We start from the raw sequence: 19,128 nt of genomic DNA on the forward strand, positions 1-19,128 counted from the left end.
ACCCCGCTTCGGCGGGGTCGTTTACGTTTAAAGCGCTCGATTAACGCCCTGAATCGGGCCACTCTATTGCCCCTTCTTTGCCACCGGGCAACACTTGCCAGAAGCGGTCAGGGTCATCACCGGGGTGCCAGCCACCCAGTGAGCAACGTATTTCGGTTTGCAACGCTTCCGCGGCCTGTTGGGCACACTCTTGGTCGGTCATCCACGGCGTGTGGTTGCTATCAAACCATAGGCTGGCAAAGCCATCAGCGGCTTTGTCTACCAGCAATACCGGCACGCAGTCACCCTGGTATTGGCCGCGGGTTTGCCATTTACCTTTGCCTGCGGGGCTCAGCGGTGGCGCGATTAGTGCACTTTTCAACCACTCATTGAGCGCATCAAGCGACACGCTGGCTAGGTAAATCTCTATATCGGGGTAACGCTCCATCATAGGTTTACCTCACCGGAGAAGAGTAGCGCTTGCAGCGTCGCTTCGTAAATCCGGCTTAAGTCGTCCAGATCGCTGGCGCGAACGCGCTCATTGACCTTGTGGATGGTGTCGTTGAGCGGGCCTAGCTCGACCACTTGAGCGCCAAGGGTGGCGATAAAGCGGCCATCCGAGGTGCCGCCGCTGGTAGAGAGCGCCGGGCGCTCGCCGGTCACCGCTTCAACGCCTTTAATGGCGGCGTCAACCAGCGCGCCTTCCGCGGTTAAAAACGGCTCGCCGTTGAGCGTCCAGTCTATCTGATATTCCAATCCATGCTGGTCGAGAATGGTTTCCGTGCGCGCTTTGAGCTCATCAGAGGTCACCTCGGTGGAGAAGCGAAAGTTAAACACCACTTCCACGTCGCCGGGGATCACGTTGGTCGCCCCGGTGCCTGCGCGCAGATTGGAAATCTGAAAGCTGGTGGCGGGAAAAAAGTCGTTGCCCGCGTCCCAGTGCTCGTTGACCAGCGCATCCAGCGCTGGCATGGCCTGGTGGATGGGATTGCGCGCTAAATGCGGATAGGCCACGTGACCCTGCACGCCTTTAATGTGCAGCGTGGCGCCCAGTGAGCCGCGACGACCGTTTTTGATCACATCGCCCAGGCGCGTGGTCGAGGATGGTTCGCCGACAATGCAGTAGTCGAGCCGTTCATTACGCTCGCGCAGGTGCTCGACCACCGCGCGAGTGCCGTCGACTGCCGGGCCCTCTTCATCGGAGGTAATCAGAAAGGCAATACGGCCATCGTGATTCGGGTGGTTGGCCACAAAGCGCTCAACGGCGGTCAGCATTGAGGCCAAGCTGCCTTTCATATCCGCCGCGCCACGTCCGCACAGCATACCCTCATCATCAATGCAGGGCTCAAACGGTGGGTACTGCCAGTTGGTATAGGGGCCGCTGGGCACCACGTCGGTGTGGCCGGCAAAGGCCACCACCGGGCCGTGATGGCCGCGAACCGCCCAGAAATTCTTTACGTCGCCAAACGGTAGCCGCTCAATATGAAAACCGAGCGCTGCTAAGCGCTCGATCATGAGTTCCTGGCAGCCCTCGTCGTCCGGCGTTACCGAGGCCCGGCTGAGCAGCTCAAAGGCGAGCGTGAGCGTCGGCGACAGTCCTTCAGATTCAGTTGTGGGCATGCAGCGCCTCGTTCAGGGCGATAGCACTTTTATTGGTCAAGCACTCAATGCGGCCATTCTGGGAGTTGCGGCGCCATAGCTGATCGTCTTGCCCGGCCAGCTCGCGGGCGGCAACGGTGTTCACTTCCTGGCCCTGATCATCCAGTAAGGTCACTTTGGAGCCAGCGGTGATATACAGCCCTGCTTCTACCGTGCAGCGGTCACCCAGGGGAATGCCGATGCCTGCGTTGGCGCCGATCAAGCAGCCTTCCCCGACCTTAATGACGATATTGCCACCGCCAGAGAGAGTGCCCATGGTGGAGCAGCCGCCGCCCAAGTCGGAGCCTTTGCCGACCATCACGCCGGCTGAGATGCGACCTTCGATCATGCCGGGGCCTTCGGCGCCCGCATTGAAGTTGACAAAGCCTTCGTGCATGACGGTAGTGCCTTCGCCTAGGTAAGCGCCCAGACGTACGCGGGCGGTGTCGGCAATGCGGATACCGGTAGGCACCACGTAGTCAGTCATTTTGGGGAATTTATCGACACAGTCGACGGACAGCGCGCGGCCCGCCATACGTGCCTTCAAGCGGCGCGTAGGCAGCTCTTCAATGTCGATGGCGCCTTCGTTGGTCCAGGCAATATTGCGCAGAAGGCCAAACATGCCGGTGAGATCAAGACCGTGAGGTTTGACCAAGCGGTGGGACAGCAGATGCAGCTTTAAATACACCTCTGGCGCGGTTTGTGGCGCTTCGTCGCTCTCCAGGAACATCGCGACCAGGGGGCGCTGGCTGGCAGAGAGCGCTTCGGCAAGCTCTGCCTGGGCGGAGTGCCCCGCGGCTTCTAACGCTTTAGCCAGGCGTGTGCAGTCTTCGGGCAAAAAGCTGATGGCGGCGTTGCCTTGGGGGGCATCCAGAGCTTGTTTGGCGGCTTCCACCAGGCTGGCGGGTGGGTTGAGCAGCGGCGCCGGGTAGTAGATTTCCAGCCAGTCGCCCTGGGTGTTTTGGGTGCCGATTCCAAGCGCAAAGCTCAGCATAAGAAGGTGTCCTGTAGTGATAAATAGTGAAGAAAAGCAGGCAAAGCCAAGGTGCCTAGTTGCTTAAGTGCTTAGTTTCTCAAGTATCTAGTTGCTGAAGCACTTAGCCACTTGAGTACTTAGCCGAGCTTGTCGTAATCGCCCTCGCGGTAGCCGACTAAGATAGTGGAGTCGTCTACTTCGAGCAGCGGCCGCTTCAGCAGTGTGGGGTATTTCATCAGTAGCTGGCGGGCCGAGTTGGCGTCGTAATCTTTTTCCTCATCGGAAAGTTCGCGCCAGGTTTTGCTGCGTTTGTTAATGACTTCCACAAGCGGCACGCGATGTAAAATGTGTTCTAGTAGCGCAGCAGATAGACCATCTTTGCGCAGATCGTGGGTTTTATACAGCAGCGCTTTCTCATCCAAGGCTTTACGCGCTTTGCGGCAGGTATCGCAGTTATCGATGATATACAGCGTCAGCATACGACCTCCTGAGAATGTTGAACCAGAGAATGTGGAATAAGTTAACCGCGCTCGATGAGATGGCGAATTCGTTGGGCGGCTTCAAGGGTGGGCGCTAGCTCAGCCACCAGCGCTAGGCGCAAACGCCCTGCGCCGGGGTTAACGCCATTTTCACCCCTGCGTCCCATTAGGCTGCCGGGCAGTACGCTAACGTGCTGTTCGGCAAACAGCCTCTGCGTGAAGGCGATATCGTCGCCACCGGGCACCGCAGGCCATAGGTAAAAGCTAGCTTGTGGCGCGGGAAAATCCATGACTGGGGCAAGCACCTGGGTGACCGCGCTAAATTTTTCGCGGTAGGCGTCGCGGTTGGCGCGTACGTGCTGCTCATCCTGCCAGGCGGCGATAGAGGCGTGCTGCAACGGCAGCGACATGGCACAGCCATGGTAAGTGCGGTAGCGCTTAAACGGTGTGAGCAGTGCCGCATCCCCCGCCACAAAGCCCGAGCGCAGGCCCGGCAAGTTGGAGCGCTTGGAGAGCGAGTGAAACACCACGCAGCGCCGGTAATCATCACGGCCCAGCTCGGCGCAGGCTTGCAGCAACCCTGGTGGTGGGGCTGTTTCGTCAAGGTAGAGCTCCGAGTAACACTCGTCCGAGGCGATAATAAAGTCGTGTTCGTCGGCGAGGGCAATCAGCTGCTTAAATTCATCAAGGGACGTGACCGCGCCGGTGGGGTTGCCCGGCGAGCAGATAAAGACGATTTGCACGTCGCGCCACGTCGCGGCGGGCACGGCGTTAACGTCAGGTCGAAAATTGTTCTCAGCGGTACAGTCTAAATAGAGCGGCTCACCGCCTGCCAGCAGCGTCGCACCTTCGTAGATTTGATAAAACGGATTGGGCACCGCGACTTTCGCCGGGCGGGTGCGATCCAACGCCGCCTGCACAAAGGCAAAAATCGCTTCCCGAGTGCCGTTAACGGGCACCACGTGCCGTTCGCTGTCGAGTTCGCGCAGTTGAAAGCGTTGGCTTGCCCAGTTGGCGATGGTTTGGCGGAGCGCTGGCAGGCCATTGGTCGCGGGATAACGGGCCATTTCCAGCTGGTGCGCCACCAGCGCTTCAAGCGCCGCAGGAAAGGGCGCGTGCTGGGGTTCGCCAATGGTCAGCGGAATATGCGCCAAGTCAGCTGGGGGCGTTAATGCGGCCTTCAGCGCGGCCAGCTTTTCAAACGGGTAAGGATGCAGGGCGTCGAGGTCGGCGTTCATGATGTGTCCGTTGATGGCTGGCGGCGTAAACCGTCGATTATAGGCAAGGCCCGGTGCAGGCTCAAACCTAACGAGGGTGTGATTTTGCAATGAATACTTTTACAGACACTCGATAGACGGGAGCGAGGGTAGGTTGGAGCGAGGGTCTTTCGCCATGGCCGGAAAAAATTCCTGACAATTCCGGCATTTCCGCCATCCCTGGCGGTCAGATGGCGAAAGTAGCGCCCCTGGAGGGGTTCACAGCGCCCTCGCGGAAACCTACCCTCGCCCCCAGGCTTGGCACTACAATCTCTGCATCAGCCTCGGGGTTCGGTGAATTATCTTTTAAACGCCCAACACTTCAATCAGACGTTCGCGCAGCTGCTGCTGGCGCTCGGGGTCAGTCAGCGGTTCGCCTGCTTTGGTGGTAATAAAAAAGACGTCTTCTACCCGCTCGCCGAGGGTGGCGATTTTTGCCGCGGACAGCGAGATGTCCTGCTCCATAAAGATACGTCCCACCCGGGCCAGCAGGCCGGGGCGGTCGGGAGCCGTTAGCTCCAGCAGCGTGCGCTCATTGGCCGGATCCTGCTCAATCAGCACCTCCGTGGGTACCTTGAAATGCTTGAGCTGGCGCGGCGTGTGGCGGGTGACGATATCCGGGTAGTCATCAGGGTCATCGAGCTCTTCCACCAGGTGCCGGCGCATCTCTTCGATGTGGCCTGGGTCACGTATGGGCTGACCATGGCTGTCGAGCACAATAAAGGTGTTGAGCGTCCAATCGTTGTGGGAGGTCGCAATGCGCGCATCGTGAATCGAGAGCCCCAACTGCTCCATGGCAGCGGCGGTAGCAGCGAAAAGGTCGTCCACCGAACGGGTGTGGATAAACACTTTGGTGCCGCCTTCGGACATGTCCGCAGTAGGTGCGCTGATCAACACCAACGGCAGCGGCGACTGGTTGTGATTGAGAATGCCCTGGGTCTGCCAAACGATTTCGCTGGGGGCGTACTGCAGGAAGTAGTCTTCCCCTAGCGATTCCCAAAGATGATCGATTTGCTCACGATTAACGCCGATGGTTTGCAGCAAAGAGCGTGCTTCGGTGCGCGTTTCCCGCACCCAGTCGTCGCGGTCGGGCGGATTATTCAGGCCGCGGCGCAGGGCACGCTTGGTTTCGGCGTACAGCTGGCGCAGCAGCGACGCCCGCCAACCGTTCCACAGCGTGGGGTTAGTGGCATTGATGTCGGCCACGGTGAGCACGTAAAGGTAGTCCAGGCGCGTTTCGTTACGCACGATCAAGGCAAAATCACGAATCACATCGGGGTCGCTGATATCGCGCTTTTGCGCCGTCATCGACATCAATAGATGGTGCTCAACCAGCCAACTGACCAGGTTCGTGTCGTGGGGCGAGACGTGGTGGCGCTGACAAAAATGCTCAACGTCCCGGGCGCCGATTTCCGAGTGGTCGCCGCCGCGGCCCTTGCCAATGTCGTGAAACAGCCCGGCGATCCACAACAGGTCGAGCTTGGGCAACTGCTGCATCAATGCCACCGCCACTGGAAAGTCACCCTTCGCTTCCGGTTTGCGAAAATTGTGCAGAAATTTGAGCAGCAGCAGGGTGTGGGCATCGACCGTGTAAATGTGGAAAAGGTCGTGCTGCATCAGCCCTATGGCGCGGCCAAATTCGGGCAGGTATTTGCCCAGAATCCCGTAGCGGTTCATGCGCCGCAACTGGCGGGGCACATTGCCGGGGGCGCGCAGAATAGCCATAAAGAGCCGCTGGTGGCGCGGGTCTTCCCGGTAGTGGTCGTCAATCTGGTGGCGATGATCGCGAATTAGTCGGATGGTATCGGCGCGCACTCCTTCGATTTCGGGGTGCTTGGCCATCAGTAGGAATAGCTCCAGCATCGCCGCGGGGCGTTCACGGAAAAGTGTCCGCGAGCGAACCTGGATATAGCCGCCTTTGGTTTCAAAGCGCTCGTTGAGTTTGACGGTTTCCAGCGCTTCTTTGCCGCGCAGGATGACCTCGTCAAAGTGCTGCAGCAGCATATCGTTGAGTCCCGCCAGCGCGGTGACGTGCCGGTAATAGCGCTTCATGAACTGCTCAACCGCCAGACGTTCCGGCGTATCGCGAAAGCCAAACATTTCGGCGATGGTGCGCTGGTGGTCAAACAGCAGGCGGTCTTCGGCGCGGTCGGTAAGCATATGCAGGGCATAGCGCACCTGCCACAAGAACGCCTGCCCCTGGCTTAAAATGCGCAGTTCGGCGTCGTTCATAAAGCCGTTGGCGACGATATCGGTGTACTGTTCGGTACCGAAGTGGCGCTTGGCCACCCAGCCGATCATCTGGATGTCGCGCAGCCCGCCGGGGGAGCTTTTGAGGTTCGGCTCTAAGTGGTACTCGGAGTTGTTATAGCGGTAGTGGCGGGAAATCTGCTCCTGCCACTTGGCTTCAAAAAAGCGGTCGGCGGGCCAAATATGTTCGGCGCTGAGGCGTTCGCGCATCGCTTCGCGCAGGCTTTCTGGCCCCGCAATCAGGCGAGATTCGAGTAGGTTGGTAATCACCGTGACATCCGCTTCGGCTTCCCGCTCGCAGTCGCTAAGCGAGCGAACGCTATGACCAATTTCCAGGCCAATATCCCACAAGAAGGTGATAAAGGCGGTCAGCGGTTCACGATAGGCGGTGTCATCGTCCTGCTCCAGTAGCAGCAGCAGATCGATATCCGAGTGGGGGTGTAGCTCACCACGGCCATAGCCGCCTACCGCCACCAGTGCAATACCATCGTCGGGCCACTCATGCTGTGCCCAGGCAATCGCCAGCAACTGATCCAGGTACCAGGCGCGGCCGCGCACAAGGTCGCGAATGTCTGCACCGGCGCGAAACTGGTCGTCCAGGCGCGCCTGTAGCTCGCGCAGCGCGGCCTTGAAGGGTGCCACCGGCGAGCGTGAACCGGCAAGCTCAGTGCGGAAAAGATCCAGGTCGTAAAGCGTGGTGTCCGGCTCAAACCGGTGGTGGTGTAATAGCATCAGTTGGTTAGAAAACTGAAGTCTTCATCGCCACGCGCGGTCAGCACTTCAACGCCGCCCTCGGTCACCAGCAGCGTATGTTCCCACTGCGCTGAAAGGCTGCGGTCTTTAGTGACGGCGGTCCAGCCATCGCGTAGCACCTTGGTTTTATACCCGCCGACGTTAATCATCGGCTCGATGGTAAAGCACATGCCTGCGGCGAGCTTAATGTCGGCATCCGGTGCGTAGCCGTCGTAGTGTAAAAACTGCGGCTCTTCGTGGAATTCGGCGCCGATGCCGTGGCCACAGAAGTCGCGAACGACGGAGTAGCCGTTGCTTTCGGCATGTTTTTGAATCACGCGGGCAAGCTCCGAGAGGCGTACGCCAGGCCTCACCAGCTCGATGCTTTTATACAGGCATTCCTGAGTAATGCGACACAGCCGTTCGCCCTGAATCGTCTCACCCACTACGAACATCACGCTGGAGTCGCCGTGATAGCCGTCGGTGGTCTTAACGGTGATATCCAGGTTCATGATATCGCCATTTTTGAGCTTCTTGGCGTCGTCGGGGATGCCGTGGCACACCACATGGTTGATCGACGTGCAGGTCGCCTTGGGAAAACCATGGTAATTCAGCGGTGCAGGGGTCGAGCCTAGCTCGTTAACAATATACTCATGGCAGAGACGGTCAATTTCCCCCGTGCTAATGCCTGCCTGGATATGGGGGGTGATCATTTCAATCACGCTAGCCGCTTGGCGCCCGGCTTCGCGCATGTGTTCGATTTCAGAAGGCGTCTTGATAGGAACGTTCATGAATGCTCGATATGAATGCAGAATGGAAAATTGAATGGCGCAATTTAAGACCGTCAAACGGGGTGCGACTTCATCTTGGCAATGATCTATGGTATAAAGCCGCGCGCTTTCCTGCAATCGTGATTCCGAGCTTCTTGGCTGGGAAGTACGCAGTAGGGCAGGGCGATGAATCCGCAGCGTGCTCGACTTACGGGCGCGATGCTTACTATCAAGCCTTAAAAACACACATGCACCGGCACATGGTCCCGGGTGCCGCTGGCAGCGTCTAACGTGGTCAACGGTCGGATCCATGGGGTGCGTGGAGGCCTAACCCGAGTTTTAGGAGTTCTACCATGTCTCACGTTAATATGCGTGACCTGCTTAAAGCAGGTGCTCACTTCGGCCACCAGACCAAGTACTGGAACCCGAAGATGAGCAAATTTATCTTCGGCGCGCGCAACAAGATTCACATCATCAACCTTGAGCACACCCTTCCGGCGCTGAACGAAGCGATCGATGTGGTCGAGAAGATGGCGGCATCCAACAACAAAATTTTGTTTGTTGGCACCAAGCGCAGCGCTAGCAAGGTAATTAAAGAAGAAGCTAACCGTGCTGGTCAGCCTTTCGTCAACCATCGCTGGTTGGGCGGCATGTTGACTAACTTCAAGACCATCCGTCAGTCCATTAAGCGTCTGCGTGATCTTGAAACCATGCGCGAAGACGGCACGTTCGAGAAGCTGACCAAGAAAGAAGTCTTGATGGCGACTCGCGAGCAGGACAAACTTGAGCGTTCTATCGGCGGTATCAAGAACATGGGCGGCCTACCGGACGCACTGTTCGTGATCGACGTTGACCACGAGCGCATCGCGATCAACGAAGCCAACAAGCTGGGCATCCCGGTTATCGGCGTGGTGGATACTAACTCCAACCCCGATGGCGTTGACTACGTAATTCCCGGCAACGATGACTCTATCCGCGCTATCCAGATCTACGTAAAAGCGATTGCGGATGCGTGTGGCCGTGCCAAAGAAGCCAACGCTCAAGAGTTTGTTGAAGTGACCGAAGAGGCCGCTGCAGCTGAAGACAACACTGCCGCTGAGTAATCGCAGCAGTGGGTGCGGTGAGCAGGTGTGCCGCATCAAGATAAAGGGGGCTTTGCCCCCTTTTTCCCGCTACAGATGAACTGTCTGCGCGGACGAATTTGCCGGCACTCAATACCGGCCCCGTAATACAGAGAGACATAGGGCAGCGTGATACATGATGGTCATTTATCATGCCTATACTCTGTGTTGCGTCTAACTCTCATAGAACCATTTCAGAGGTGAATTCTCATGGCAGCTATCAGCGCCTCTCAGGTCAAGGAACTTCGCGAACGTACCGGTCTCGGCATGATGGAGTGTAAAAAAGCACTCACCGAAGCCGACGGTGATATCGAAGTTGCGATTGAAAACCTGCGCAAAAGCTCCGGCCTAAAAGCAGCGAAGAAAGCCGATCGTATCGCCGCAGAAGGTGTAGTGGTTACGCGTGTAGCGGAAGACGGCAGCTACGGCGTAATGGTTGAAATCAACTCCGAGACCGACTTTGTTGCTCGTGATGACAACTTCATCGCGTTTGCTGACAAAATCGCCGGTGCTTTCTTCACCGCGAAAAGCGAAGATGTTGCCGCCGTTATGGCTGGCGAACTGGAAACTGCCCGCGAGCAGTTGGTTCAGAAAATCGGTGAGAATATCGGTGTGCGTCGTGCCATCGTAGTGAACGCTGTTGACGGTGGTCTGGTAGGCGAGTACGTCCACGGTGGCCGCATTGGCGTTCTGACCGTGCTAACAGGCGGCAATTCGCAAGTCGCGAAAGACGTTGCAATGCACGTGGCGGCGATCAACCCTGCGGTTGCGCATCCTGCCGATATGCCCCAAGAGCAGTTGGATCAGGAAAAAGCGATTATTCTGGCGCAGCCGGATATGGCCGGTAAGCCGGAGCAGATCGCAGAGAAAATGGTTCAGGGCCGCTTGAAAAAGTACTTGGCAGAAAACAGCCTGACCGAGCAGCCGTTTGTTAAAGACCCGAACCAGACTGTGGCTGAGTACGTGAAAGCCGCAGGCGGCGAAGTGGTAAGCTTCACACGCTTTGAAGTTGGTGAAGGTATCGAGAAAGAAGAAGTCGACTTCGCTAAAGAAGTTATGGAACAGGCTGGCCGTCGCTGAGGTCAGAGGTTTCAGAAAAAAGATGGCGTGCGCGTGAGCGCACGCCTTCGCGTATCCGGCCCCTGTATAACCGGTGTTAGTTAGCCGACCCTGATAACGGGTTTATACAGCGGGGCTGCCCCGCCTGCCTGTTTACAGGTCTGCCTCAGGAGAGATGCCATGTCGCGTGATGTTCAAGAACCTACCCCCCATGTAGCACCCAGCAAGGCTGAGGGTTCGAAGTCAAAATACAAACGTATTTTGCTCAAGCTTTCTGGCGAAGCGCTGATGGGTGAACACGATTTTGGTATTGACCCTAAAGTGCTTGACCGGATGGCGTTGGAGATCGGCCAGCTCGTCGGTATTGGGGTACAGGTAGGCATCGTGATTGGCGGTGGTAACTTGTTTCGCGGTGCGGCGCTCAATGAGGCTGGCATGGATCGCGTCACCGGTGACCATATGGGCATGCTGGCGACCGTAATGAATGCGCTGGCAATGCGTGATGCGCTAGAGCGCTCCAATATCCGCTCGCGCGTGATGTCGGCTATCCCAATGAGCGGCGTTGTAGAGCACTACGACCGTCGCACGGCCATTCGCTACTTAACCTCCGGGGACGTAGTGCTGTTCTCTGCAGGCACAGGCAACCCCTTCTTCACCACCGATTCTGCAGCTTGTTTGCGCGGCATTGAGGTGGACGCCGACGTAGTGATCAAGGCGACCAAAGTCGATGGCGTCTACAATAAAGACCCGGTAAAACATCCGGATGCGGTGAAGTACGACCAGCTCTCTTACGACGACGCCCTGGATCAAAAATTGGGCGTTATGGATTTGACCGCTATCTGCCTGGTACGTGACCATAATATGCCGGTGCGGGTATTTGATATGAATAAGCCTGGCGCCCTACTGAATATGGTCGTAGGGGGCAAGGAAGGCACGCTGATATACAGAGGGTAATGACGTGATCAACGATATTAAGAAAGATGCCGATTCGCGCATGCAAAAAAGCGTTGAGGCGCTGCATAGCAACTTCAATAAAATTCGTACCGGTCGTGCTCACCCGAGCATTTTAGACGCCGTTACCGTGGACTATTACGGCAGCCAGGTACCGCTTAGCCAAGTGGCATCGGTCAACGTTGAGGACGCTCGCACGCTGACGATTGCGCCGTGGGAGCAGGGCATGGTGCAGAAGATCGAAAAGGCCATCATGACCTCTGATCTTGGCTTGAACCCGGCCAGTGCAGGCAACGTGATCCGTGTGCCAATGCCGATGCTCACCGAAGAGACCCGCAAAGGTTATATCAAGCAGGCGCGTAGCGAAGCTGAAAACGCTCGCGTTGCCGTGCGTAACGTACGTCGTGATGCTAACGGTGATTTCAAGTCGTTGTTAAAAGATAAAGAGATTACCGAAGACGATCAGCGTGAAGGCGAAGATGCGATTCAAAAGCTGACCGACAAGTATATTGCTGAGATCGATAAAGCGCTGACTGCAAAAGAGCAGGATCTCATGCAGGTATAAACCTGTGCTTTATTCAGCCGCGGGCAGCTTTGGCTGCCCGTTTTGCCACACTCTGGCTGGTTTTTTTATGACTGACCTTTGGTGCGAGAATCCATGACGTCACCGCAGCTTCCTGAAAAACAGCCGGACGACGCCAGCGCGTCTTCTCTGGCCGGGGAGGCCCCGCCGTCTCACGTTGCCATCATTATGGATGGCAATAACCGCTGGGCGCGCGCGCGCGGGCTTTCGGGGGTGCGTGGGCACCGGGCTGGGGTGGAAACCGTTCGTGCGGTGATTCAGCGAGCCGCCGAGCGCGAGGTGCAAACCCTCAGCCTGTTTGCTTTCTCCAGCGAAAACTGGAAGCGTCCGGCCGCAGAGGTCAACGCCTTGATGGAGCTGTTTTTGATGGCGCTTAAGCGTGAAGTCAAAAAGCTCAATGAGCGTAATGTGCGCCTCTCGATCATTGGCGAACAGCGGGGTTTTTCCCACGCCATCCAAAAGCATATTCAGCGTGCTGAAGCGTTAACCGCGGACAATACAGGGATGCATCTGGTGATTGCCGCCAACTATGGGGGGCAGTGGGATATCGCACGGGCGGCGCGCACCTTAGCCGAGCAGGTGGCGGCTGGGGAGTTATCGCCTGAGCAAATCGATGAAGCGTGCTTCGACACTGCAATGGGGACTGATGACGTGCCGCCGGTGGATCTGTGTATACGTACCAGTGGTGAGCAGCGGCTATCCAACTTTATGCTTTGGCAGTTGGCCTATGCTGAGCTGCACTTTTCCCCGCTGCTATGGCCCGATTTCGGTGCGGATGCGTTTGATGCGGCATTAAACGACTTCTGCCAGCGCCGTCGTCGCTTTGGCATGACGGACGAACAAATAGAGGCGCAGGGTGCTTAAACAGCGGATTATCACCGCAGCCTGGCTAGCACCCCTGGTGCTGGCTGGCCTGTTTGGTTTAGACGGCGGCGCTTTTGCGCTATTTACGGCGTTGATGGTGCTACTCGCCACTTGGGAGTGGGCCAATCTGGCGGGCGTTACCCGTACGGCACAGCGTGCTCAGCTAGTGGCCGTGATGGCGGTGTTGATGCTGGTCATGTGGCTGGCCGGAGCCGCCACCTCAATATGGCCGCTTTGGTTCTCTGCTGCCGGTTGGCTGGTGAATCTCTACTGGGTAACCCGCTACCCTGCGGCGGGTGAGCAGTGGCAGTCCACCGTGCGGCGCCTGGCGATGGGCCTGTGGGTGCTATTGCCCTGCTGGGTGGGCTTTAACGTTCTGCGTGACATCGGTATGGCTTGGCTGCTGTTTGTGCTGCTGCTGGTTTGGTGCGCGGATATCGGCGCCTACTTTGTGGGGCGACACTGGGGCAAGCGCAAATTGGCTCCCCACGTGAGCCCTGGCAAATCATGGGAGGGCGTATACGGCGGCTTAGCGGCGACCACTATTCTGGCTATTCTCTTTGCGCTGTGGTTGCCGCTGGGCCTGGTGGGTGGAATTACCCTGATACTCATCACCGCCGTGGTCACTTTGGCCTCTGTGCTAGGGGATCTACTGGAAAGCATGCTCAAGCGCCATCGTAATATCAAAGATTCGAGCCAGTTGCTGCCCGGCCATGGCGGTGTGCTGGATCGCATTGATAGCCTCACCGCGGCGATACCGCTGTTTGCACTGTTCTATGTGGAAGTACTGGTTGAGGTGTTTGCTCGGGTGCCGCCGCTATGAGCCAACTCGCTAATAGGCAACGTGTGACCGTGCTTGGCTCGACAGGCTCTGTGGGCACTAGCACGCTGGATGTGATTAGTCGCCACCCAGACCGCTATTGCGTGCATGCCCTGACCGCGCACACCTCAAAAGAGGCTCTGCTAGCGCAGTGCTTGGCGCATCGCCCTGCGGTCGCCGTGTTGGATAATGAGGCCGATGCCGCTTGGCTGCGCCAAGAGCTTAAGCGGGCTGGGCAGTCAACTGACGTGAGCGCAGGCCCAGAGGCGCTGTGCGATGTTGCCCGGGACGCCAGCGTCGACTGCGTAATGGCGGCCATTGTCGGCTCGGCGGGCTTACTGCCTGCCCTAGCCGCTGCGGAAGCAGGCAAGCGCGTGTTACTGGCCAATAAGGAGGCGCTGGTGATGAGCGGCGCGCTGTTTATGGAGGCCGTTTCCCGCTCTGGCGCAACATTACTACCGATTGATTCCGAACATAATGCCATTTACCAGTGTCTACCTGCGGAGCACCGCGGCGGACTTGCCAAGCACGGCGTTCGTCAACTGCTGCTAACGGCCTCTGGCGGGCCGTTTCGTACCTGGAGCCAGGCGGAAATCAATAATGTCACTCCCGAACAGGCCTGCGCTCACCCGAACTGGTCAATGGGACGTAAAATATCGGTGGATAGCGCCACACTGATGAATAAAGGGCTAGAGCTTATTGAAGCCTGCTGGCTGTTTGATGCCACGCCCGAACAAATCCAGGTGGTGGTGCACCCTCAAAGCGTGATTCACTCCATGGCGGCGTATCAAGATGGTTCGGTGATTGCACAGTTGGGTAATCCTGATATGCGCATCCCCATCGCCTACGGGCTAGCGTGGCCGGAGCGCATTGATGCCGGGGTTGAGACACTGGATCTTTTTCAGGTGGCGCGGCTTGATTTTGAAGCCCCCGATGAAACTCGCTTCCCCTGTTTAGGGCTTGCCCGTGAAGCGATGCGGCAAGGTGGCATGGCACCCGTTGTGCTCAACGCTGCCAATGAGGTTGCAGTTGAAGCATTCCTACAGCGTCGAATCGGCTTTACAGCCATTGGGCAACTGGTCGCCGACGTCTTGTCGCGCCCCTATCAAGGCCGTGTTGATAGCCTTGATAGCGTATTAGCAACGGATCAGTGGGCGCGACAGCAGGCGCTGGAACTGGTAACAAAATGATACGCTTAAGCATTCGCTGGGCTGGTCGTTAGAGCGGGGCATTAAGGAGTTCAGTGTGGGCCTTATACAGAATATTTTAGCGGTCATTGTGGTGTTGGGCCTGTTAGTGACCTTCCACGAGTTTGGCCATTTTTGGGTGGCGAGGCGCTGTGGGGTCAAAGTGCTACGGTTTTCTGTAGGCTTTGGTAAGCCGCTATGGTCGCGGGTTGACCGCCACGGCACCGAGTTCGCGATAGCCGCCATTCCGCTGGGTGGCTATGTCAAAATGCTCGATGAGCGTGAGGCGCCGGTTCCGGAAGAGCAGCTTGATCAGGCATTTAACCGCAAAACCGTGTGGCAGCGCATTGCGATTGTGGCGGCAGGGCCAATCGCCAACTTCTTGTTAGCGATTGTGGCTTACTGGGCACTGTTCGTGGCGGGTACCACGGTGGTGTCGCCAATGGTAGGTAGCGTTGCGCCTGACTCGCCCGCCGCCGAAGCCGGACTTGCCAATGGCGATGAAATTGTCGCCATTCAGGGCGATGAGATGCGCTCTTGGGAAGATGTTAACCTCAAACTGGTATCGATTATTGGTTTCAGCGGTGAGCTGGATATAGACGCCCGCCCCGAAGGCGCGAGCGACCCTCAACGTTTTGGCTTATCGGTGACTGATTATTTGGTTCGCCAAGATCCGCCACAGCCGCTGCAATCGCTGGGTATTACTCCTTGGCAGCCGGAATTTCCGGCCGTTTTAGGCCAAGTAGTGAGCGGAGAGGCCGCCGAGCAAGCAGGCCTTGAGGCGGGCGATAGGATGGTGGCGATTAATGGCGAACCAGTGGATGATTGGATGCACTTCGTTAATATGGTGCGAGGTAATCCAGGTGAAACGCTGCAGCTCACCTATGAACGTAATGGCGAGCAGTCGAGTGTTGATTTAACCCCCGGGCGTAACCGCTTGGACACTGGGGTTGAAATTGGTTATATCGGTGCAGGCGCCGAGCAGGTCGAGTGGCCAGCAGCGTTTCAGCGTGAAATCCGTTACGGCCCTATCGAAGCGGTAGGCCAGGCTGTTTCGCGCACTGGAGAGATGACGCTCTTAACCTTAGATGCCATACGCAAAATGTTTGTCGGGCTTATCTCGCCTTCCAATTTGTCCGGGCCAATCACCATTGCACAGATCTCTGGTGATTCGGCCCGTGCAGGGATGGAAGCGTTTATTGGCTTTCTAGCGTATCTTTCTATCAGCCTTGGGGTACTAAACTTACTACCTATCCCGGTGCTCGATGGTGGCCACTTGCTCTATTATTTTATGGAGGTCGTGCGTGGACGGCCAGTATCCGAAAGAACCCAAGCCGTAGGACTGCGCATTGGGCTTGCCATGGTCGGCACCCTGATGTTGATGGCCCTCTATTTTGATCTGATGCGCCTGTGGTAATGACGCGTGTAGCGCGCAGGATGCCTTGTCATCTGCCTGCACAAATGTATATGGTGCCTTTCTGGAATGATAGGCAGACCAACGCGAGCGAATTGACTGCATGAAAATCAAGACCCTTGGAATGGCGGCACTCTTGCTGGCAGGCGCCAGCGGCGCCCAAGCACAATCCTTTGATGTTTCAGACATTCGAGTGGAAGGACTGCAGCGGGTATCCGCCGCCTCGGTCTTCAATGCATTTCCGGTGAGTGCCAATGAGCGCGTCAGCGAAGAGCAATTAGCTGCTGCTGCCCGTGACTTATTTGCCACAGGGCTATTTGACGATGTCTCCCTGGCACGCGAAGGCGATGTACTGGTTATTCAGGTCGTCGAGCGTCCGACTATTGCGCGGCTACAGATCAGCGGCAACGATCAGATCTCCGAAGAGGACTTGCGCAATGGTTTGCGTGAATCGGGGCTCTCGGAAGGTCAGGTACTGGAGCTCTCTACGCTGGAAGAGATACAGCGCGAGCTGGAAGGCGTCTACCAGTCTCAAGGTCGCTACAGCGCCAGCATCGATACCGAAGTGGAAGAGGTTGATGAGGGCCGGGTACAGGTCAATATCAATATCAACGAAGGCGAAGTGGCCAAGATTCGCCAAATCAATATCGTTGGTAACGAAGCCTTTGATGATGAAACGCTGCGTGGCGTGTTTGAGTTAAATGATCGGCCAGGACGCTTTTTCGGCTGGTTCTCTAGCGACGAGTACTCCCGTGAAGCGCTTTCCGGTGATATTGAGCGGCTGCGCTCGTTCTACCTAGATCGTGGCTACGTCAACTTCGATGTCACCTCGACTCAGGTGTCGATTGGTCCGGAAAAATCCGAAATCTTTATTACACTAAACGTCGATGAAGGCGCCCAGTACCGGGTAGGTGATATTCGTTTCGCGGGTGATCTACAGATCAGCGAAAACGAAGCTCGCCAGTTACTCACCGTTAAAGAGGGAGAGATTTTCTCCCGCGGCGATGTGAATGCCTCCACCGAAGCCCTGCGCCAGCGTTTGGGTGCCGAAGGCTTCGCCTTTGCTGATATTCAAGGCGTGCCTGAAATGGCAGGGGACGGTGAAACGGTCGATCTGGTGATTGCTGTCAATCCCGGTGAACGCGCCTACGTGCGTCGTATCGAGTTCTACGGTAATACGACTACTCAGGATGAAGTACTGCGGCGTGAAATGATTCAGTTGGAGGGCGCACCCGCTTCCACCGAAGCCATTACACAATCGCGTCAGCGCCTTGAACGCCTGGGCTTTTTTAGCCAAGTAGAAGTGGATACCCAGCCTGTACCTGGTGAGCCGGATTTACTCGACGTTACTTATAATGTCGAAGAGCAGCCCTCGGGGTCGGTCTCTGCCAGCGTTGGTTTCTCCCAGAGTGCCGGGGTTATTTACGGTGTCGGCTTGTCACAAAATAACTTCTTGGGTACGGGTAACCGGGTCAATGTAGGGGCTCAGCGCAGCGACACCTTTACCAGTGTGAACTTTGGCTTCACTGATCCCTACTGGACGTTGGATGGCATTTCTCGCGGCTACAATGTTTTTTACCGCGAAACAGATTACGCCGATTCGGATATTTCGACGTTCTCGACGGATGCCTATGGTGCCGGTATCAACTTTGGTTACCCCGTAAGCGAACTGTCGCGTCTTAACTTCGGTGCCAGCGTTGAAGACCTAACGGTGAAAACCTACTTCGACACGGCCTCAGAAATTCGTCGCTATGTGGAAGATCAGGGCGAAGATGCGCAAAGCCTGAAGCTGACCGCTAGTTGGACACGCAACAATCTCAACCGCGGTATTATGCCGACCGATGGCAACTATCAGCGACTGTCGCTGGAAACCGGCGTGCCGGGCAGTGATTCGGAGTACTACAAGCTGCGCGCCCGTGCTCAACAGCTCTTCCCGATTAACGATGACGAGTCCTGGGCGTTCAAATTTACCGGCAATGTCGGCTATGCCGATACGCTGGGCGGCAACGATCCCTTCCCCTTCTATGAAAACTTCTACGCGGGTGGTCTTGGCTCGGTGCGTGGCTTCACGTCGAATACGCTTGGGCAGCGCACCACGCCAGCAACCGAAGGCGGCCGTGACCGCACGCTGGGCGGTAACGTTTCAGTAGAAGGTAGCGCCGAGATCATTTTCCCGCTGCCCTTTGTTGAAGATCAGCGCGCGCTGCAAACATCGCTATTCTTGGATGGCGGTAATACCTTCCTGACCTCTTGCTACGATGTGCTTGCAGAAGACGCAGGGCGTCAGCAGTGTAACTCCGGCGTTGATCTAGGCGATTTGCGCTACAGCGCCGGTATTGGCCTCTCTTGGCTGACACCGGTAGGCCCGCTGACCTTTAGCATTGCTGAGCCATTGAACGATAAGAGCGGTGACGACACTCAGTTCTTCCAGTTCTCATTAGGACAAACGTTCTAAAGGGCAAACGTTCTAATTTTGCTAGACCGCGTGCCATGGTGGCGCGCGCTAGCGTGACCTAAGGAGATAACATGATGCGTAAACTGACAGCGGTGGTATGCCTGTTGGGCGCGATGATTTTGCCCGCTCACGCTGCAGAAGTAGCAGTGTTGGATTGGCGAGCAGCATTGATGAATACCCAGTCCGCACAGGCGTCAATGAGTACTCTGGAAGGGCAAATTGGCAATCAGCAGCGTGAAGCGCAAAACCTGGGTAATGAGTTGCAGCAGCTTCAGCAGCGTTTGCAGAACGAAGGCGAAACGATGGCTCAGTCCCAGCGGGAGTCGCTGATTAGCGAGCTTCAGCAGAAAGGCAGCCGTTTTGAACAGCTTCGCCAGGAAGTAATGCAGGCACAGCAGCGTTCCGAGCAGCAGTTTTTAGAAGGCGCCGAGCCTAAGCTGGAACAAGCGGTAGCAGAAGTGCTGGAACGCCATGGTATTGATGTGCTGGTTGAACCCCAGGGCGTACTGCACTCAGGTGTGGATCTGCCCAATGTGACCGATGAAGTCACCCAGATTTTTGATACCTTGAACTAAATTTAAACGCTAATTGGTG

18 protein-coding genes are annotated in these 19,128 nt (G+C 56.8%); 11 read left to right on the top strand and 7 right to left on the bottom strand.

What is annotated here, in order from left to right:
* Positions 1 to 40: 40 nt before the first annotated feature.
* The 7 genes from YERSI8AC_RS02230 to map form a co-directional block, all read right to left on the bottom strand.
* Complete coding sequence (locus tag YERSI8AC_RS02230; RefSeq protein ID WP_009288622.1) at positions 41 to 430, bottom strand: hypothetical protein; 390 nt, start codon at positions 428 to 430, stop codon at positions 41 to 43.
* Positions 427 to 1,599, bottom strand: coding sequence for a succinyl-diaminopimelate desuccinylase (gene dapE / locus YERSI8AC_RS02235; protein ID WP_022520198.1), 1,173 nt, complete (start codon positions 1,597 to 1,599; stop codon positions 427 to 429). The genes YERSI8AC_RS02230 and dapE overlap by 4 nt, the downstream gene beginning before the upstream one ends.
* Positions 1,586 to 2,611, bottom strand: coding sequence for a 2,3,4,5-tetrahydropyridine-2,6-dicarboxylate N-succinyltransferase (gene dapD, locus YERSI8AC_RS02240; protein ID WP_009288624.1), 1,026 nt, complete (start codon positions 2,609 to 2,611; stop codon positions 1,586 to 1,588). The genes dapE and dapD overlap by 14 nt, the downstream gene beginning before the upstream one ends.
* A gap of 119 nt (positions 2,612 to 2,730) precedes the next feature.
* Complete coding sequence (locus YERSI8AC_RS02245; protein ID WP_022520197.1) at positions 2,731 to 3,072, bottom strand: Spx/MgsR family RNA polymerase-binding regulatory protein; 342 nt, start codon at positions 3,070 to 3,072, stop codon at positions 2,731 to 2,733.
* Positions 3,073 to 3,113: 41 nt separating this feature from the next.
* Positions 3,114 to 4,310, bottom strand: a complete 1,197-nt coding sequence (gene dapC / locus YERSI8AC_RS02250) for a succinyldiaminopimelate transaminase (RefSeq protein ID WP_159175995.1) — start codon at positions 4,308 to 4,310, stop codon at positions 3,114 to 3,116.
* A 324-nt stretch (positions 4,311 to 4,634) separates the two neighbouring features.
* Positions 4,635 to 7,310 carry a [protein-PII] uridylyltransferase gene (locus YERSI8AC_RS02255; RefSeq protein ID WP_022520195.1) on the bottom strand — a complete coding sequence of 892 codons (2,676 nt, stop codon included), beginning with the start codon at positions 7,308 to 7,310 and terminating at the stop codon, positions 4,635 to 4,637.
* Positions 7,310 to 8,101, bottom strand: coding sequence for a type I methionyl aminopeptidase (gene map, locus YERSI8AC_RS02260; RefSeq protein WP_022520194.1), 792 nt, complete (start codon positions 8,099 to 8,101; stop codon positions 7,310 to 7,312). Before map ends, YERSI8AC_RS02255 begins: the two co-directional genes overlap by 1 nt.
* A gap of 2 nt (positions 8,102 to 8,103) precedes the next feature.
* Between map and YERSI8AC_RS02265 the strand changes: the two genes are divergently transcribed.
* From YERSI8AC_RS02265 to YERSI8AC_RS02315, 11 genes are all read left to right on the top strand, one after another.
* On the top strand, positions 8,104 to 8,370 hold the full coding sequence (locus YERSI8AC_RS02265) for a hypothetical protein (RefSeq protein WP_027957764.1): 267 nt from the start codon (positions 8,104 to 8,106) through the stop codon (positions 8,368 to 8,370).
* A 63-nt stretch (positions 8,371 to 8,433) separates the two neighbouring features.
* Complete coding sequence (gene rpsB, locus YERSI8AC_RS02270; protein WP_009288627.1) at positions 8,434 to 9,183, top strand: 30S ribosomal protein S2; 750 nt, start codon at positions 8,434 to 8,436, stop codon at positions 9,181 to 9,183.
* A 228-nt stretch (positions 9,184 to 9,411) separates the two neighbouring features.
* Complete coding sequence (gene tsf / locus YERSI8AC_RS02275; RefSeq protein WP_009288628.1) at positions 9,412 to 10,281, top strand: translation elongation factor Ts; 870 nt, start codon at positions 9,412 to 9,414, stop codon at positions 10,279 to 10,281.
* Between the two features lie 159 nt (positions 10,282 to 10,440).
* Entirely contained in the window at positions 10,441 to 11,214 is a 774-nt protein-coding gene (gene pyrH, locus YERSI8AC_RS02280; RefSeq protein ID WP_007111718.1) for a UMP kinase, read from the top strand.
* A gap of 4 nt (positions 11,215 to 11,218) precedes the next feature.
* Positions 11,219 to 11,776: a ribosome recycling factor gene (gene frr / locus YERSI8AC_RS02285; RefSeq protein ID WP_009288629.1), complete on the top strand. Its 558-nt coding sequence runs from the start codon at positions 11,219 to 11,221 to the stop codon at positions 11,774 to 11,776.
* A 93-nt stretch (positions 11,777 to 11,869) separates the two neighbouring features.
* Entirely contained in the window at positions 11,870 to 12,658 is a 789-nt protein-coding gene (gene uppS, locus YERSI8AC_RS02290; RefSeq protein WP_022520193.1) for a polyprenyl diphosphate synthase, read from the top strand.
* Positions 12,651 to 13,481: a phosphatidate cytidylyltransferase gene (locus YERSI8AC_RS02295; RefSeq protein ID WP_009288631.1), complete on the top strand. Its 831-nt coding sequence runs from the start codon at positions 12,651 to 12,653 to the stop codon at positions 13,479 to 13,481. Before uppS ends, YERSI8AC_RS02295 begins: the two co-directional genes overlap by 8 nt.
* Complete coding sequence (gene ispC, locus YERSI8AC_RS02300; protein WP_022520192.1) at positions 13,478 to 14,668, top strand: 1-deoxy-D-xylulose-5-phosphate reductoisomerase; 1,191 nt, start codon at positions 13,478 to 13,480, stop codon at positions 14,666 to 14,668. The genes YERSI8AC_RS02295 and ispC overlap by 4 nt, the downstream gene beginning before the upstream one ends.
* A 55-nt stretch (positions 14,669 to 14,723) precedes the next feature.
* The gene (gene rseP / locus YERSI8AC_RS02305) at positions 14,724 to 16,082 is read left to right on the top strand and encodes an RIP metalloprotease RseP (protein ID WP_022520191.1); all 1,359 of its coding nucleotides are present in this window, start codon (positions 14,724 to 14,726) and stop codon (positions 16,080 to 16,082) included.
* A 100-nt stretch (positions 16,083 to 16,182) separates the two neighbouring features.
* The gene (gene bamA, locus YERSI8AC_RS02310) at positions 16,183 to 18,534 is read left to right on the top strand and encodes an outer membrane protein assembly factor BamA (protein ID WP_022520190.1); all 2,352 of its coding nucleotides are present in this window, start codon (positions 16,183 to 16,185) and stop codon (positions 18,532 to 18,534) included.
* Between the two features lie 74 nt (positions 18,535 to 18,608).
* Positions 18,609 to 19,109 carry an OmpH family outer membrane protein gene (locus YERSI8AC_RS02315; protein WP_027957768.1) on the top strand — a complete coding sequence of 167 codons (501 nt, stop codon included), beginning with the start codon at positions 18,609 to 18,611 and terminating at the stop codon, positions 19,107 to 19,109.
* The last annotated feature ends 19 nt before the right edge of the window (positions 19,110 to 19,128 follow it).

It is taken from the genome of Halomonas sp. 113, assembly GCF_904067645.1.
In the GTDB taxonomy this organism is placed as follows: domain Bacteria; phylum Pseudomonadota; class Gammaproteobacteria; order Pseudomonadales; family Halomonadaceae; genus Vreelandella; species Vreelandella titanicae.

What these genes read in the sequence shown, in the direction of transcription:
- dapC (WP_159175995.1), bottom strand. Translation starts at nt 4,310, where the DNA reads ATGAACGCCGACCTCGACGCCCTGCATCCTTACCCGTTTGAAAAGCTG.
- YERSI8AC_RS02245 (WP_022520197.1), bottom strand. Translation starts at nt 3,072, where the DNA reads ATGCTGACGCTGTATATCATCGATAACTGCGATACCTGCCGCAAAGCG.
- rpsB (WP_009288627.1), top strand. Translation starts at nt 8,434, where the DNA reads ATGTCTCACGTTAATATGCGTGACCTGCTTAAAGCAGGTGCTCACTTC.
- dapD (WP_009288624.1), bottom strand. Translation starts at nt 2,611, where the DNA reads ATGCTGAGCTTTGCGCTTGGAATCGGCACCCAAAACACCCAGGGCGAC.
- uppS (WP_022520193.1), top strand. Translation starts at nt 11,870, where the DNA reads ATGACGTCACCGCAGCTTCCTGAAAAACAGCCGGACGACGCCAGCGCG.
- tsf (WP_009288628.1), top strand. Translation starts at nt 9,412, where the DNA reads ATGGCAGCTATCAGCGCCTCTCAGGTCAAGGAACTTCGCGAACGTACC.
- bamA (WP_022520190.1), top strand. Translation starts at nt 16,183, where the DNA reads ATGAAAATCAAGACCCTTGGAATGGCGGCACTCTTGCTGGCAGGCGCC.
- map (WP_022520194.1), bottom strand. Translation starts at nt 8,101, where the DNA reads ATGAACGTTCCTATCAAGACGCCTTCTGAAATCGAACACATGCGCGAA.
- ispC (WP_022520192.1), top strand. Translation starts at nt 13,478, where the DNA reads ATGAGCCAACTCGCTAATAGGCAACGTGTGACCGTGCTTGGCTCGACA.
- pyrH (WP_007111718.1), top strand. Translation starts at nt 10,441, where the DNA reads ATGTCGCGTGATGTTCAAGAACCTACCCCCCATGTAGCACCCAGCAAG.
- YERSI8AC_RS02230 (WP_009288622.1), bottom strand. Translation starts at nt 430, where the DNA reads ATGATGGAGCGTTACCCCGATATAGAGATTTACCTAGCCAGCGTGTCG.
- dapE (WP_022520198.1), bottom strand. Translation starts at nt 1,599, where the DNA reads ATGCCCACAACTGAATCTGAAGGACTGTCGCCGACGCTCACGCTCGCC.
- YERSI8AC_RS02255 (WP_022520195.1), bottom strand. Translation starts at nt 7,310, where the DNA reads ATGCTATTACACCACCACCGGTTTGAGCCGGACACCACGCTTTACGAC.
- YERSI8AC_RS02315 (WP_027957768.1), top strand. Translation starts at nt 18,609, where the DNA reads ATGCGTAAACTGACAGCGGTGGTATGCCTGTTGGGCGCGATGATTTTG.
- YERSI8AC_RS02265 (WP_027957764.1), top strand. Translation starts at nt 8,104, where the DNA reads ATGCTCGATATGAATGCAGAATGGAAAATTGAATGGCGCAATTTAAGA.